General features: G+C 66.3%; 13 protein-coding genes, 1 tRNA gene and 2 pseudogenes. 11 read left to right on the top strand and 5 right to left on the bottom strand.

All coding sequences use genetic code 11. From position 1 onward, the window contains the following. Positions 1 to 6 precede the first annotated feature (6 nt). Together aguB and QP165_RS10010 are read left to right on the top strand one after the other, a co-directional pair. Entirely contained in the window at positions 7 to 867 is an 861-nt protein-coding gene (gene aguB / locus QP165_RS10015) for an N-carbamoylputrescine amidase (protein ID WP_333995492.1), read from the top strand. A 34-nt stretch (positions 868 to 901) separates the two neighbouring features. Beyond that, positions 902 to 1,768 carry a hypothetical protein gene (locus tag QP165_RS10010; RefSeq protein ID WP_333995490.1) on the top strand — a complete coding sequence of 289 codons (867 nt, stop codon included), beginning with the start codon at positions 902 to 904 and terminating at the stop codon, positions 1,766 to 1,768. A gap of 2 nt (positions 1,769 to 1,770) precedes the next feature. Here the strand turns inward: QP165_RS10010 and QP165_RS10005 are convergent, their stop codons facing one another. Next, positions 1,771 to 2,439 carry a uracil-DNA glycosylase gene (locus tag QP165_RS10005; protein ID WP_333995488.1) on the bottom strand — a complete coding sequence of 223 codons (669 nt, stop codon included), beginning with the start codon at positions 2,437 to 2,439 and terminating at the stop codon, positions 1,771 to 1,773. Between the two features lie 22 nt (positions 2,440 to 2,461). Here QP165_RS10005 and folK point away from each other — a divergent pair. The 5 genes and pseudogenes from folK to QP165_RS09980 all read left to right on the top strand — a co-directional run bounded on the left by folK (position 2,462) and on the right by QP165_RS09980 (position 4,783). After that, positions 2,462 to 2,939, top strand: a pseudogene (gene folK, locus QP165_RS10000) (2-amino-4-hydroxy-6-hydroxymethyldihydropteridine diphosphokinase). 19 nt (positions 2,940 to 2,958) lie between these two features. Beyond that, positions 2,959 to 3,034, top strand: a tRNA-Lys gene (locus QP165_RS09995). Positions 3,035 to 3,109: 75 nt separating this feature from the next. Further along, positions 3,110 to 3,529, top strand: coding sequence for an HIRAN domain-containing protein (locus QP165_RS09990; RefSeq protein WP_333995486.1), 420 nt, complete (start codon positions 3,110 to 3,112; stop codon positions 3,527 to 3,529). Positions 3,530 to 3,791: 262 nt separating this feature from the next. After that, complete coding sequence (locus tag QP165_RS09985) at positions 3,792 to 4,061, top strand: DUF1488 family protein (protein ID WP_056017843.1); 270 nt, start codon at positions 3,792 to 3,794, stop codon at positions 4,059 to 4,061. Positions 4,062 to 4,087: 26 nt separating this feature from the next. Further along, positions 4,088 to 4,783, top strand: a complete 696-nt coding sequence (locus QP165_RS09980; RefSeq protein WP_333995483.1) for a phosphatase PAP2 family protein — start codon at positions 4,088 to 4,090, stop codon at positions 4,781 to 4,783. Positions 4,784 to 4,832: 49 nt separating this feature from the next. Here the strand turns inward: QP165_RS09980 and galE are convergent, their stop codons facing one another. Then, positions 4,833 to 5,813, bottom strand: coding sequence for a UDP-glucose 4-epimerase GalE (gene galE, locus QP165_RS09975; protein ID WP_333996997.1), 981 nt, complete (start codon positions 5,811 to 5,813; stop codon positions 4,833 to 4,835). 92 nt (positions 5,814 to 5,905) lie between these two features. Between galE and msrA the strand changes: the two genes are divergently transcribed. Further along, positions 5,906 to 6,448, top strand: coding sequence for a peptide-methionine (S)-S-oxide reductase MsrA (gene msrA / locus QP165_RS09970; protein WP_031395728.1), 543 nt, complete (start codon positions 5,906 to 5,908; stop codon positions 6,446 to 6,448). 109 nt (positions 6,449 to 6,557) lie between these two features. Here the strand turns inward: msrA and QP165_RS09965 are convergent. Continuing rightward, a pseudogene (locus tag QP165_RS09965) lies at positions 6,558 to 7,560 on the bottom strand (L-threonylcarbamoyladenylate synthase). A 46-nt stretch (positions 7,561 to 7,606) separates the two neighbouring features. Between QP165_RS09965 and QP165_RS09960 the strand changes: the two are divergent. Together QP165_RS09960 and QP165_RS09955 are read left to right on the top strand one after the other, a co-directional pair. Beyond that, entirely contained in the window at positions 7,607 to 9,319 is a 1,713-nt protein-coding gene (locus tag QP165_RS09960; protein WP_333995481.1) for an acyl-CoA dehydrogenase, read from the top strand. Between the two features lie 263 nt (positions 9,320 to 9,582). Next, positions 9,583 to 10,398 carry an arylamine N-acetyltransferase family protein gene (locus tag QP165_RS09955; protein ID WP_333995479.1) on the top strand — a complete coding sequence of 272 codons (816 nt, stop codon included), beginning with the start codon at positions 9,583 to 9,585 and terminating at the stop codon, positions 10,396 to 10,398. Positions 10,399 to 10,428: 30 nt separating this feature from the next. Here QP165_RS09955 and QP165_RS09950 read toward each other — a convergent pair whose 3' ends face one another. Both QP165_RS09950 and QP165_RS09945 read right to left on the bottom strand, forming a co-directional pair. After that, entirely contained in the window at positions 10,429 to 10,785 is a 357-nt protein-coding gene (locus QP165_RS09950) for a GntR family transcriptional regulator (RefSeq protein ID WP_056017830.1), read from the bottom strand. A 37-nt stretch (positions 10,786 to 10,822) separates the two neighbouring features. Next, positions 10,823 to 11,398: a nitroreductase family protein gene (locus QP165_RS09945; protein WP_333995476.1), complete on the bottom strand. Its 576-nt coding sequence runs from the start codon at positions 11,396 to 11,398 to the stop codon at positions 10,823 to 10,825. A gap of 164 nt (positions 11,399 to 11,562) precedes the next feature. On the opposite strand from QP165_RS09945, the gene QP165_RS09940 reads away from it, so the two are divergent. Then, the gene (locus QP165_RS09940; protein ID WP_333995473.1) at positions 11,563 to 13,356 is read left to right on the top strand and encodes a peptide MFS transporter; all 1,794 of its coding nucleotides are present in this window, start codon (positions 11,563 to 11,565) and stop codon (positions 13,354 to 13,356) included. Positions 13,357 to 13,510 lie beyond the last annotated feature (154 nt).

Raw genomic sequence — 13,510 nt, 5'->3', positions numbered from 1 at the left:
ATTCGCATGACCGAGATCACCGTCGCCGCGCTCCAGCTCGGTTTCACTGCCGATATCGACAAGAACATCGCCAATGTCTCGCGGCTGGTCCGCGAAGCCGCGGCGCGTGGCGCGCAGGTGATCCTGCCGCCCGAATTGTTCGAGGGCGAATATTTCTGCCGTGTCGAGGACGAGGGCCTGTTCGCCAATGCCGCCCCCGTCGGCGAGCACAAGGCGGTGCTCGCGATGCAGGCGCTTGCCGAGGCGCTCAAGGTCACGATCCCGACCAGTTTCTTCGAAGCCGATGGCCCGCATCACTATAATAGCCTCGCGATGATCGGCCCCGACGGCGAGGTGCAGGGCGTCTATCGCAAGAGCCACATCCCCGACGGCCCGGGCTATGAGGAAAAATTCTATTTCCGCCCCGGCAATACCGGCTTCAAGGTCTGGCCGCATGCCGCGGCGCAGGGGCGCTCGACGCTCGGCGTCGGCGTCTGCTGGGACCAATGGTATCCCGAGACCGCGCGCGCGATGATGCTGATGGGCGCCGAGGTCCTGTTCTATCCGACCGCGATCGGCAGCGAGCCGCATGATACCAGCCTCGACACCGCGCGGCTGTGGCGGCGTGCGATGGTCGGGCATGCGGTCAGCAACGTTGTCCCGATCGTCGCCGCCAACCGCGTCGGCGTCGAGCATGGCCAGACCTTCTACGGCACCAGCTTCATCGCCGACGAGCGCGGCGACATTCTCGCCGAACTCGGTCGCGACGACGAGGGCGTGATCACCGCGACGATCGATCTCGACATCGTCAAGCGCCACCGCGCCGCTTTTGGATTCTTCCGTGACCGGCGCCCCGATCTTTACGGAAGACTTGTACAGGATGTCTGATAAGTAAGGAGCTCCTCTTTGCTTGGATGCTGGCATGGCGACGACGTTTAGAGGTGAGCGACTTGGTACAATCATGCTGGCCTGCTTCATGACGGTCATGGCAGCCGTGCCAAGTGTCGCGCAGGATCGCATGGTCGAGCCGCAAGCCTCTCGCGCTCCCGATGTCGATGCTTCCGACGAGATCGTCGTGGAGGGGCTTCTAGAAGTGCCAGGCGCGAACCCCAATACGACGGCGTCGCGGGGGCGAGATTTGAGTGGGTCAAATCCCCAGGAGACGGTTATCGCCAACCGTCGAAAGTACGAATTTTCCGAACGGATCGCTAAATGTGCGGTGCGCGCACGCCTGTCCAAGATTTCGCAATTGCGGGCAGCCGTCGATGGCCCTCCCAATGGCTCGACCCAAGTCTTCGCGCAGCAGAGAATCAAGCAAATCAATGTTACATGCAGCGAAAGTTCAGCGCTGCTTTCTTTCTCCGACGAGCTACTCGGCCGGTCGATCTACGATCGCGGCGCGCTGATGATCGAGGCGATGAAGGCCTTTACCCCGAACCTTAGATTGACCCGCGCGGACACTGACAATCCGGTCGTTCAGGCGCGCTTCAATGTCCGAGAAACGCCACGTAACCGCTACCGGTTGCCTGCTGACTACCGGTATTTTGAGGTCGCCGTCTGCATGGTCCGGCTTCAGCCGGTGCTGTCGTCGCGGCTCGCAACGACGGATCTGACGCCTACGCAGATTGGGCGATTCGAGGATGCGATCGTTAATGGCGCGCAGATCTGCGTTGGCGACGCGAAGACCGTGTCGTTCGATCCGACCCAGTTCCGTCTCTACATTGCCGACGCTGTTTATCGCTGGGCGGTCGCCGCGCAGGGCGTCGAGACGCTGATACCGGACGCTTGATATCAGGTCGTAACAGCATCCTTCAGTTCCAGCGCCCGCGCGAATACGGCCTCGAACATGTCGGGGGTCAGGACGCGCGTGTTCTGATTGTAGCGCGAGCAGTGATAGCTATCGATCAGGATACGACCGTCGGGCATGACATGCTCGGCGAGATGCCCGAACTTCGCCTTGGGCAGCCGCCCGCCGAGCAGTTTCACGCTGGTCTGGTGCGCGATCTGGCCGAGTGCGATGAAGACTCGCGCCTTCGGCAACTCCGCGAGCTGGTTCTCGACGAACGGGCGGCAGGTGCGGATTTCCTCCGGCGTCGGCTTGTTCTGCGGCGGCAGGCATTTGACTGCGTTGATGATGATCGCGCCGTTCAGCTTCAGCCCGTCATCGGGTTTCGCTGCGAACACGCCGTCTGCCAGCCCGAACTTGCCGAGCGTGTCGTAAAGCAATTGCCCCGCGAAATCGCCGGTGAACGGACGCCCGGTGCGGTTGGCGCCGTGCTTGCCGGGCGCGAGGCCGATGATGCCGAGCCACGCATCGGGATCGCCGAACGCGGGGACGGGGGCATTCCACCAGGTCGGAAATTCGGCGCGCAGCTCGTTGCGGAAGGCGACGAGACGCGGGCAATTGGGACAGTCGTGCGGCGGCTCGGTTTCGGGCAGCGGGGAGGGTGCGAAGTTCATCGCGGTGCGTTAGGCGGGTCGGATGGAGCGGACAACCTATGCGATCGCGCTCGGATCGAGATCGGCGCGGAATCCACGGTGCGCCGGCGGCGACGATCCATGCCGCGCTGGCGGCCGTCGGCGGTGTCGTCGCCGTGTCGCCGATCATCGCGAGCGCGCCGCTCGGGCCGTCGATCCGTCGCTATGCCAACGCGGTCGCGCTGATCGAGACGCGCGAGTCGCCGCCCGTGCTGCTCGTGCGGCTGAAGGCGATCGAGGCTGCGTTCGGTCGGCGGCGCGGGCGTCGCTGGGGATCGCGGGTGATCGATCTCGACATCATCCTGTGGTCCGGCGGCGCATGGCGGGGGCCGGGGCTGAGCGTGCCGCACGCCGCCTACCGGGACCGCGACTTCGTGCTGGCGCCGCTCGCGCGGATCGCGCCGCGCTGGCGCGACCCGCTGACCGGGCAAAGCGTCCGTCATCTCGCGCACAAGGTTGACCGACCGCGGCTGCGCCCCTAGTGGCTCGCAGCCGATGCACGGGTCCGTAGCTCAGTTGGTAGAGCAAGCGACTTTTAATCGAGAGGTCCCGGGTTCGAGCCCCGGCGGACCCACCATCGGCACCTTATCCTCTCGCAGACCCCCGATTCGCACCGGTTGCACCGCGGCGGCGGTGCGCGCATCGTCGCGCGATGGACGAACTCACCACGTCGATCGTCGGGATCGACTTTCCCAATACCGACAAGAGCCGGAGCAACCGGCGGATGGAAATCCTGCTCTGCGCGCCCGGCGACCGCGTGACGTTGCGCCGCGAGCCCAAGAACCCGCATGATCCGAATGCGGTCGGCGTGTGGAGCGAGCGCGGCATCCAGATGGGCTATATCAGCGCCGAGCGCGCGCCGCTGATCGGCCAGCGCATGCAGGCTGACGAAACGGTCGCGGTGTTCCAGGCGATGCATGGCGGCGGCGCGTATATCCGCATCCGTTTCGGTGGCGGCGACCCGACGCTGCCGTCGCCGGTCGCGGATGCGGGTCGCCGGGCGGCTCCACCCGCGCCGGACCGGAGCGACGGTTTCTATCCCGATGAGGACGGGCCCGAATGGGGCGCCTGAGCGCTGCCGGCCTCCCGCCCGAGCCCCTTTCCGTCATGCTGACGAACGTCAGGAATTAGAGCCAGTCGCACCAGCGTGCGTAATCCAGGCGTACGGCGCTATCCGCGCGTACCGTCCGGGTCATCCGGATCAAAGCCGGCACTCACGGGTTATCGCTGCCAGACCTACCCCGCACCGGCGACGCGCGAAGGCGTTTTCCGGGGTTGCCCCATGCGAGGGGCGCGGGCAGGGACATTCGCGCAACCCCCGGGAGTCCACAGACATGGCCAGCAGCCTCGTAATCGACCAGAACAGCCTTACCGACAACGACCGCGAGCGGCAGGTCGAATTCACCGCCGAGATCGATGGCGACGACCGCGACTTCGCGGTGAAATATGCCGTGCTGAAGGAACTGAGCGGCGATGAGCCCGAGGATGATGCGCTCGAACTGTTCGAACGCTTCAGCGACGAGATCATCGATGTCTGCGCCGAGGCGGCGATGAAAAAGCCATCGGCATCGCTCGTCGTGATCGACGAGGGCGATCTGGAGTAAGCTCCGTCGTTAGCCAGCATAGCGGCGTGGACGACGGTCCGCATCGGCGTCGCCTGCCCGTCGTGCTGGCGGGCGCGTCGGTCGGCGCGGCGGGGATCGCGGTCGTCCTTCTCATCGGTCTGGCCATCGGTCACTGGCCGTTTGCGTTCGACCGCGCGATCATCGTCGGTCTGCGCGATTGGGGTGGCCCGTCGTGGCTGCCCAAGGTCGCCGCGGACGTTACCGCGCTTGGCGGCGGCGTCATCCTGACGATCGTCGTCCTGCTTGCCACGGGTCTGCTCGCCGTCCAGCGGCTCTGGCTCAGTGCGGCGGCGACGCTTGCGGCGAGCATCAGCGGCGGCCTCGTCGTCAGCCTGGTCAAGACCGAGGTCGCACGTCCGCGCCCGGATCTTGTCGATCACCTCGTTCAGGTGTCGAACATGAGCTTCCCCAGCGGCCATTCGGCAAACAGCGCGATCGTCTATCTGACGCTCGCCGGGCTGGCCTCGCAGGTCACCGTATCCGCCGCCGCGCGCCGCTATATCCTCGTGATGGCGATCATCATGGTCGGAGCGATCGGCTGCAGCCGCGTCTATCTCGGCGTACACTGGCCAAGCGACGTGCTCGCCGGCTGGAGCTTCGGGACGTTATGGGCGCTTGGCTGGTGGCTCGCGACCGCGCGCGCACGCGAGGCGATCGGCGGCGAACGTCACGCCTTTGGTACGCCGCCGGCCGACGCCTGATCTCCTTCTTCAGCCCTCCCCCTGGCGGGGAGAACTGAGGATGGAGACCCTAGCGCTGGCGTTCGGCGAGCGTGCGTTCCCAGGCCAGCGCATCGCGGACGATCCCGTCGAGATCGGCATGGCGCGGCTGCCAGTCGAGCGTCGCGAGGATCGCGCTGTTGTCCGAGATCAGCATCGCCGGATCGCCTGCGCGACGCCCCTCGAGGCGGCGGTCGATCGTCATGTTGGTGACCTTGTCGACCGCATCGAGCACCTCGAGCACCGAGAAGCCCGTCCCATAGCCCGCGTTGAGCGTGTGGCTCTTGCCCGGCTCGGCGACCAGCAGGTCGAGTGCCGCGACATGCGCGGCGGCAAGGTCGCTGACATGGATATAGTCGCGCACGCCCGTACCGTCGGGCGTGTCGAAATCGGTGCCATAGACGCCGACATGGCTGCGCTTGCCCGTCGCCGCCTCGACCGCGATCTTGATCAGGTGCGTCGCGCCGACCGTCGACTGGCCGCTGCGCCCCTGCGGATCCGCGCCCGCGACGTTGAAATAGCGCAAAGCCGCATAGTTGATCGGGTGCGCCGCCGCGACGTCGCGCAGCATCGCCTCGGTCATCAGCTTCGACATGCCGTAGGGATTGATCGGCACCGTCGGATCGCCCTCGGCGACCGGCACCTTTTCGGGCGTGCCATAGGTCGCCGCGGTCGACGAGAAGATGAAGTGCGGCACCCCTTCCGCCACCGCGCTCTCGATCAGCGACCGGCTGGCGGCGGTGTTGTTGCGGTAATATTTGAGCGGGTCGCTGACCGATTCGGGCACCACGACCGAGCCTGCGAAATGCATGATCGCGCGGACCTTGTGATCGCGGATCGCCGCGCGGACCTTCGCATCGTCGGCGACGTTCGCCTCGACCAGCGTCGCACGCGGATCGACCGCCCAGTCGAACCCGGTGACAAGATTGTCGACCACGACCACCTCATGGCCTGCGTCGAGCAGCGCCAGGACCGCATGGCTGCCGATATAGCCGGCGCCGCCCGTTACCATCACCCTGCCATCAAGCCTTGGACCGTCGATCACATGCGTCTCCTCTTTGTTGCGGGGTAGCGGCTTCCTATCTTGGCGGAAAGGAGATCGTGATGACGGATTATGTAACGCTGGCGGGCGGGTGCTTCTGGTGCACCGAGGCCGTGTTCAAGGACGTGATCGGCGTCGAAAGCGCCGAGAGCGGCTATATCGGCGGGCATGTGCCTGATCCGACCTACAAACAGGTGTGCGGCGGCGATACCGGCCATGCCGAGGCGATCCGGATCGGCTTCGATCCCGAACAGCTGAAGCTTGGCGACCTGCTCGACATCTTCTTCGCGACGCACGATGCAACGACGCTCAACCGGCAGGGCAACGACGTCGGCACGCAATATCGTTCGGCAATGTTCCCCGCCGACGACGCGCAGAAGGCCGAGATGCAGGCCGCGCTCGAGCGTGCACAGGCGGACAGCGCCAAGCCGATCGTCACGACGATCGAGCCGATGACCACCTGGTACGAGGCCGAAGGCTATCACCAGGATTATTGGGAAACGTCGGGCCGCTCGAACCCCTATTGCATGGCGGTGATCCCGCCCAAGCTGCAGAAACTGCGCAAGAGCTTCGCCGCACGGTCGAAGGCGGCGGTGAGCGCGTAAGCCTTGAACCGGTCGGACGAGCCACACCCCCGTCATCCTGACGAAAGTCAGGATGACGGGGGTGTCGCTCGTGGCTCTGGGTCCTGACGTTCGTCAGGATGACGAGGGGTCAGTGATGCGCAGCGCGGCGCAGGCGGTCGTTGATTGCTTCGCCGATGCCGTCGAACGGGATCGGCGCGATAGCAATCCGCGCGCTCGCATTCGCGTCGGCGGCGTGGAGCAGGTCGAATAACCTCGCGGCGGCTTTGACGAGGTTTCCCGATGCGGAGAGCGATACGTCCCCCGCCACATCGCCAAACCCGATCAGCCACTCATCGCGGTCCGCATTGATCGCGTTCAACCGGAGCACCTTGCTCGGCGCGTAGTGGCTATCAAGCTGCCCCGGCGCAGTAACCGCACGCCCCCCGGCGAAGGCCGGGGCCCAATTGGGGGACGGTGATGATCCGCGTTGCACCCCGTTACAGCCGACGTGCCAATTGGGCCCCGGCCTTCGCCGGGGAGGTGGTTCAAGAGCGCGTCCGCAGTCACCGGCCCCGGCCGCAACACCGACCGCCCCGCCACGATCGTCGATTCCAGCCCCGCCTCGGTCGCGCCGTCGTCGAGGATTAGCGGCACGTTCCCCCCAGACTGGCCGCGACATGTGCGGCCGTGGTCGGGCTGATCCCCCCGCTCGCATTGGCCGACGGCGCCGCGAGCGGCCGGCCCGACGCTGCGATCAGGCCCTGCATAGCCCGATGCCGCGGCACCCGGATCGCGATCGTGTCGAGCCCAGCGGTCACCAGCGCGGCGATCCCCGACTTCGCCCGCACCGGCAGCACCAAAGTGAGCGGCCCCGGCCAGAACGCCGCGGCCAGCGCGCGCGCGTCTGCGTCGAACACCGCGATCCGCTTCGCCGCCGCCAGATCGGCGACATGCACGATCAGCGGGTTGAAACTCGGACGGCCCTTGGCGGCATAAATGCGCGCCACCGCCTCGGCATTGGTCGCGTCCGCGGCGAGGCCATAGACCGTCTCGGTCGGCACCGCGACGATACCGCCTGCGCGAATCAGCGTTGCGGCCTCGGCGATCGTGGCCATGCCGTAGGGTAAAATCCGAGGGTGTGGACGGGTCATTTCACAGGCGTATAGCGGGTCCAAACCGTAGCGATAAGAGGATGCGATGGCCTTCACACCGGCAACCACCGAACAGCGTTTCGTGCTCGATCACGTCGTCCGGATCGGCGAACTTGCGGACACCGAACGCTATGCCGCCGCGAGCGACGACGTCGTCGACGCGGTGCTCGAAGGCGTCGGGCAGCTCGCCGCCGGCGAATGGGCGCCGCTCAACCGCACCGGCGATACCGTCGGCGCGAAATGGACTGACCGTGGCGTCGTCATGCCCGACGGCTTCGCACAGGCGTACACGGATTATGTCGAGGGCGGCTGGGGAACGATCGGCGTCGAGGAGGAATGGGGCGGGCAGGGGCTCCCGTTTGCGATCCAGACCGCGGTGCTCGACACATTGGGTTCGGCGAACATGGGCTTCGCGCTCTGCCCGACGCTGACCGTCGGCGCGATCGAGGCGCTCCAGCATCACGGCAGTCCCGAACAGCAGGCGCTCTACCTCCCGCATCTCGCGACCGGCGAATGGACCGGCACGATGAACCTGACCGAACCGCAGGCAGGCTCCGACGTCGGCGCCCTCCGCGCGACCGCGACGCCGCTGGGTGACGGCAAATGGTCGATCAAGGGCACCAAGATCTACATCTCGTTCGGTGATCACGACATGGCGCCGAACATCGTCCACCTCGTCCTCGCGCGGACACCGGGCGCGCCTGCGGGCACCAAGGGCATCTCGCTGTTCCTGGTGCCGAAATACCGCCTCAAGGACGACGGCACCCCGGGCGACTTCAACGACGTCCGCGTCGTGTCGATCGAGCACAAGATGGGGCTCCACGCCTCGCCGACCTGCGTGCTGAGCTTCGGCGACCATGACGACTGCATCGGCGAGCTGATCGGCGCGGAGCTGGGCGGTATCCGCGCGATGTTCACGATGATGAACAATGCGCGCCTCAACGTCGGGCTTCAGGGCGTCCAGATCGCCGAGGGTGCGACTCAGGGCGCGGTCGCCTATGCGCTCGACCGCGTCCAGTCGGCACGCGCGGGCTCGCCGAACAAGGAGTCGGTCAAGATCGTCGAGCATCCCGACGTCCGCCGCATGCTGATGCGGATGAAGGCGCAGACGCAGGCGGCGCGCGCGCTCGTCTATTACGCCGCGGGGCAGGTCGATCGCGCCAATCTGGGCGATCACGCCGCGCGCAACCGGCTCGAACTCGTGACCCCGCTCGCCAAGGCGCACGGCACCGATCTCGGCAACGAGGTCGCCTCGCTTGGCATCCAGGTGCATGGCGGCATGGGCTATGTCGAGGAAACCGGCGCCGCGCAGTATTTCCGCGATGCGCGCATCACGCCGATCTACGAAGGCACCAACGGCATCCAGGCCGCCGATCTGGTCGGCCGCAAGCTCGGCCTCGACAATGGCGGCGCGTTCGCCGCGCTGATCGCCGATATCCGCGCGGAGGCGAAGGACGAGCGGCTGTTGGCGCTGGTCGACGCGTGCGAGGCGATCGGACGTCGCCTGGCGACCGCGGATGCCGACGACAAGCTCGCGGCGAGCTATCCGTTCCTTACGATGCTGTCGGTCGCGACCTGCGGCTGGCTGATGGAGCGGCAGGGCGGCGTTGCCGGCATCGACGATTTCGGCCGGATGAAGACGGCGGCGGTGCGGTTCTACCTCGACCAGATCGTCCCCGAGGCGATGGGGCTGAACGCGGCCGCCAATGCCAGCGCGGCGGTGCTCTACTCGATCGAGGCGGACCTGTTCGCCGCCTAAGCCGCGCGATCAAGCCCCGTCGTCCTGACGAAAGTCAGGATCCAGAGTGACGCGCGCCGGCGTCCGTGGCTCTGGATCCTGGGTCGAGCCCAGGATGACGGAGGGGTAGGGGCCCGCCCTTGCATATTCTCCTCTACCCCCCGTTCGATCCTCCACCGGCCGTTCGCCCTGAGCGAAGCCGCAGGGCAGGTCCTGCACGCAGGTGCTTCGACTTCGCGCAGCACGAACGGTATAGGGGTCGGAAAAGGGATACAGAAAACCAGATGTTCGACCTCGACGCCTATCTCACCCGTGTCGCCATGCCCGCGCGGCCGACGCTCGATTCGATCGGGCTCGGTCGCCTGCAACAGGCGCACCGGCTGGCGATCCCGTTCGAGGATCTCGACGTCGTGCTCGGGCGCGGTGTCGCGATCGACAGCGCCCCGGTCTTCGCCAAGCTCGTCACTGCGCGCCGCGGCGGCTATTGTTTCGAGCATAACGGGCTGTTCCTCGATGCGCTCGCCGAACTCGGTTTTACTGCGCGGCCGCTCCTCGCGCGCGTCTGGATTGCCGCGACCGACGTTCCGCCGCTGACGCATACGTTCGCGCTGGTGACGATCGACGGGCAGGACTGGATCGCGGACACCGGTTTCGGCGGCAGCTACACGCCCGTTCTCCCGCTGGCGGACGGGGCCGAGGCGACCGCGCCGGACGGCGCGCGGTTCCGGCTCGACGCGACCGAGCAGGGCTGGCTGTTGCTGCGTGACGGCGATCCGATGTCCACCGATGGCCGCGGCGAGACGGGCGGGTTCCAGCCGCAATACAGTTTCACGCTGGCCGAGGTGTTCGACGCGGATCTGGCGATGGGGAACCACTGGACCTCGACCGCGCCGGCCAGCCGCTTCACGCATACGCCGATCGCGAGCATCGTCCTTCCGAACGGCTTTGCCTCGCTGATCGGCCGCAATTATCGCCGCCGGTCGGGCACCGACACCACCGCTGGCGAGATCACCGATCCGCGCGTGTACCGGATCCGGATGAGCCTGTTGTTCGGGATCGATCTCAGCGTCGAGGATGTCGCCGCACTCGGAATCTTCTAGGCCGGCCACCCGGGCGACCGGCGCGGCAGGTCAGATCCGCTCGCGCTCCAGCAGGTCGTGCGCGTCAAGCCCAAGCAGTTCGATATGTCCGAGGATCCGCGGCCACTGCGTCGTCACGAAGTTCTCGCGCTCGGCGACGCGCAGCGCTTCGGCGGCGCCCGGCATCACGAACATGCCGACGCCGCGGCGCACCTCGACATAGCCGTCGTCCTGAAAGCTCTGATAGGCCTTGGCCACCGTCAGCGGATTGGCGCCATGTTCCGCGGCAAAGGCGCGCACCGATGGCAGCTGGTCGCCCGTACGATAGTCGCCACGCAGGATCCCGGCCGCGATCGTGCTGCGGAGGCGGAGATATACCGGGCTGTCGTCGCTGCTGAGCGCTGTCATGCTCCCCTAATACAGCAATTCGGCGATACGTCGAGTCCTACGGCCGCCAGCGCGAGACGACGCGTTCCATATCGGGGCGGGGCCGTTCGTCGAGCGCGCGCGATGGCGTGCCGATGAACATGAATCCGGCGATGCGCTCGTGCGGCTCGCCGAACGCATCGCGAACCGCATCCGAAAAGCTCGGCCACCCGGTCAGCCAGCCGCCGGCAAAGCCGAGCGCATGCACTGCGTGGAGCAGGTTCATGCACGCGGCCCCCGCTGACAATTCCTGCTCCCATACCGGGATGTGGCTCGGCTTGGGTGACGACAGCACGACGACGAGCGCGGGGGCCTGATGCGCGAACTGGTCGAGCGCCTCGATCTCGGTGCGCGACGCGGTGGGGCGCTCGACGCGGTACGCATCGATGATCAGCGCAGCCAGCGCGGTCCGCTGGTCCTGCCCGACCACGACGAAGCGCCATGGCGCCAGCTTGCCGTGATCGGGGGTCCGCGCGGCGATCGCGAGAATTTGCGCGAACTGGTCGGCGTCGGGACCGGGGGCGGCAAGGTCGCGCGGCTTGCCCGAGCGGCGGGTCGCGAGCAGTGCGAGCGGACTGGAAGTGTCGTTGAACATCGCCCCGCAGATAGGCACGTAGCGCGGCGATTTACAGCCGCATCCGCGATTTAGCAGGCGGTCCCGCGGCCACCGATATTTACAGTCCCGGCTTTGCCGCTAGGTAAGGCGGCAATGAAGCCGCCGCGTTCGACGGCGGCCCAGCGTAGCAGGGAGCGTAAGAGATGGTGGACACCCCGACCGCGGATACACCGCGAGAGCCGGATATCACCCACGTGAACCCCGCCAGCGGGGAGACGTGGTTCGGCCATCCCCGCCAGCTCGCGCGACTGTTCACCACCGAGATGTGGGAGCGTTTCGGCTATTACGGCATGCGCGCGCTGCTCACGCTGTACCTCACCAAGCATTTCGTGTTCGGCGACCGTGAGGCGACCGGGCTGTACGGCGGCTACACCGCGCTGGTGTATCTGACGCCGCTCGTCGGCGGCTATCTCGCCGACCAGTATCTGGGTTCGAAGCGCGCGGTGAAGTTCGGCGCGATCATCATGGCGATGGGGTATCTGCTGCTCTGCTTCGGCGGCGAGACCGCCAAGCCCTATGCGACGATCGCCAGCCAGCGCTACGAGATCCAGGTCGAGGAGCGCAACGGCAGCGAGGTCCGCTATCTCGCCGATCCCGCCGGGCGCCTTCAGATCAAGGGTAACGACGACGGCACCGTCTCGCTGCTCGCCGCCGACGGCTCGGTCGCGCGCACCGTCGAGAAGGGTGGCTTTGCGTCGGGTGCCGAACGCAGCGAGTTCTACGTCACGATCATGCTGCTCGCACTGTGCATGATCTCGGTCGGTAACGGCTTCTTCAAACCCAACATCTCGACGATGGTCGGCGAGCTCTACGCACAGGGCGACAAGCGGCGCGATGCCGGGTTCACGATCTTCTACATGGGGATCAACCTCGGCTCGCTGTTCTCGCAGCTGCTCTGCCCGTTCCTCGCGGTCGCGTTCGGCTGGTGGGCCGGCTTCGGGCTGGCGGCGATCGGCATGCTGTTCTCGTGGACGCTGATCCAGTTCGATGGCGGCAAGCTGAACGGATACGGCGAGCCGCCGGTGCGCAGCGGTCCCGATCGCGCGCTCGGCATCTATGCGCTCGCGCTGCTCGGCATCCCGATCTTCTATCTGCTGTTCGTCAACCTGATGAACGCCGAGCCGCCGGTCCCCGGATCGGGGATCATCGGCTACATCGTCTCGCTGTCGCTGATGGGCAAATTGCTGTTCGGCACGTTCCTGGTGGCGGTGCCTGGCATCCTGATCTGGTCGTTCGTCAATGGCGATCGGCGCGAGTTCCAGATGATGCTCGCGGCGATGGTGCTGATCGTGTTCAACGTCGTGTTCTGGACGCTGTTCGAGCAGGCCGGGTCGTCGCTGACCTTGTTTGCGGATCGCAACACCGATCTCAGCGTGTTCGGGCTGTTCAGCATCTCGGCCGGGCAGACCCAGTTCTTCAACGCGTTCTTCATCGTCGCGCTCGCGCCGGTGATGTCGATCCTGTGGACCAAGCTCGCCGCCCGGGGCATCGAGCCGTCGATCCCGGTCAAGTTCGGCATCGCGCTGATCGGCGTCGGCGTCGGCTTCCTGTTCCTCGTCTGGGGCGCGAGCATGGTCGGGCCGACGTTCAAGGTCGCGATCTGGTGGCTCGCCGGGCTCTACTTCATCCACTCGTTCGCCGAGCTCTGCATCTCGCCGGTCGGGCTCAGCATGATCACCAAGCTGTCGATCGCGCGCGTCGTCGGGCTGATGATGGGCGTGTGGTTCCTGTCGATCTCGGTCGCGCAATATGTCGCGGGCATCGTCGCGCAGGTTGCCAGCGTCGAGACGGTCGGCGGGCAGGTGACCAATCTGAAGGTCAGCCTCGACACCTATGCCGGCGTGTTCTGGACGATCGGGCTGGTCTCGGCGGGGATCGGCGTGCTGCTGCTGCTGATCTCGCCGCTGATCAAGAAGTGGATGCACGGGGTTCAGTAAGGCTGCTGGACCTACCGACGGATCATTCCCCATGATCCGTCATCGCCTAAATGATCCGTCATCCCCGCGAAGGCGGGGATCCAGACACTCTGTGGTTCGTGATAGACCACGGCTGGCCAGTCTGGATCCCAGCCTCCGCGGGGATGACGATTAT

This window comes from Sphingomonas sp. 22R3R2A-7, assembly GCF_036856055.1.
GTDB lineage: Bacteria > Pseudomonadota > Alphaproteobacteria > Sphingomonadales > Sphingomonadaceae > Sphingomonas.
This window is presented reverse-complemented; position numbering and strand designations above follow the sequence as displayed.

What these genes read in the sequence shown, in the direction of transcription:
- QP165_RS09960 (WP_333995481.1), top strand. Translation starts at nt 7,607, where the DNA reads ATGGCCTTCACACCGGCAACCACCGAACAGCGTTTCGTGCTCGATCAC.
- aguB (WP_333995492.1), top strand. Translation starts at nt 7, where the DNA reads ATGACCGAGATCACCGTCGCCGCGCTCCAGCTCGGTTTCACTGCCGAT.
- galE (WP_333996997.1), bottom strand. Translation starts at nt 5,813, where the DNA reads ATGGTAACGGGCGGCGCCGGCTATATCGGCAGCCATGCGGTCCTGGCG.
- QP165_RS09985 (WP_056017843.1), top strand. Translation starts at nt 3,792, where the DNA reads ATGGCCAGCAGCCTCGTAATCGACCAGAACAGCCTTACCGACAACGAC.
- QP165_RS09990 (WP_333995486.1), top strand. Translation starts at nt 3,110, where the DNA reads ATGGACGAACTCACCACGTCGATCGTCGGGATCGACTTTCCCAATACC.
- QP165_RS10010 (WP_333995490.1), top strand. Translation starts at nt 902, where the DNA reads ATGGCGACGACGTTTAGAGGTGAGCGACTTGGTACAATCATGCTGGCC.
- msrA (WP_031395728.1), top strand. Translation starts at nt 5,906, where the DNA reads ATGACGGATTATGTAACGCTGGCGGGCGGGTGCTTCTGGTGCACCGAG.
- QP165_RS09950 (WP_056017830.1), bottom strand. Translation starts at nt 10,785, where the DNA reads ATGACAGCGCTCAGCAGCGACGACAGCCCGGTATATCTCCGCCTCCGC.
- QP165_RS09955 (WP_333995479.1), top strand. Translation starts at nt 9,583, where the DNA reads ATGTTCGACCTCGACGCCTATCTCACCCGTGTCGCCATGCCCGCGCGG.
- QP165_RS10005 (WP_333995488.1), bottom strand. Translation starts at nt 2,439, where the DNA reads ATGAACTTCGCACCCTCCCCGCTGCCCGAAACCGAGCCGCCGCACGAC.
- QP165_RS09940 (WP_333995473.1), top strand. Translation starts at nt 11,563, where the DNA reads ATGGTGGACACCCCGACCGCGGATACACCGCGAGAGCCGGATATCACC.
- QP165_RS09945 (WP_333995476.1), bottom strand. Translation starts at nt 11,398, where the DNA reads ATGTTCAACGACACTTCCAGTCCGCTCGCACTGCTCGCGACCCGCCGC.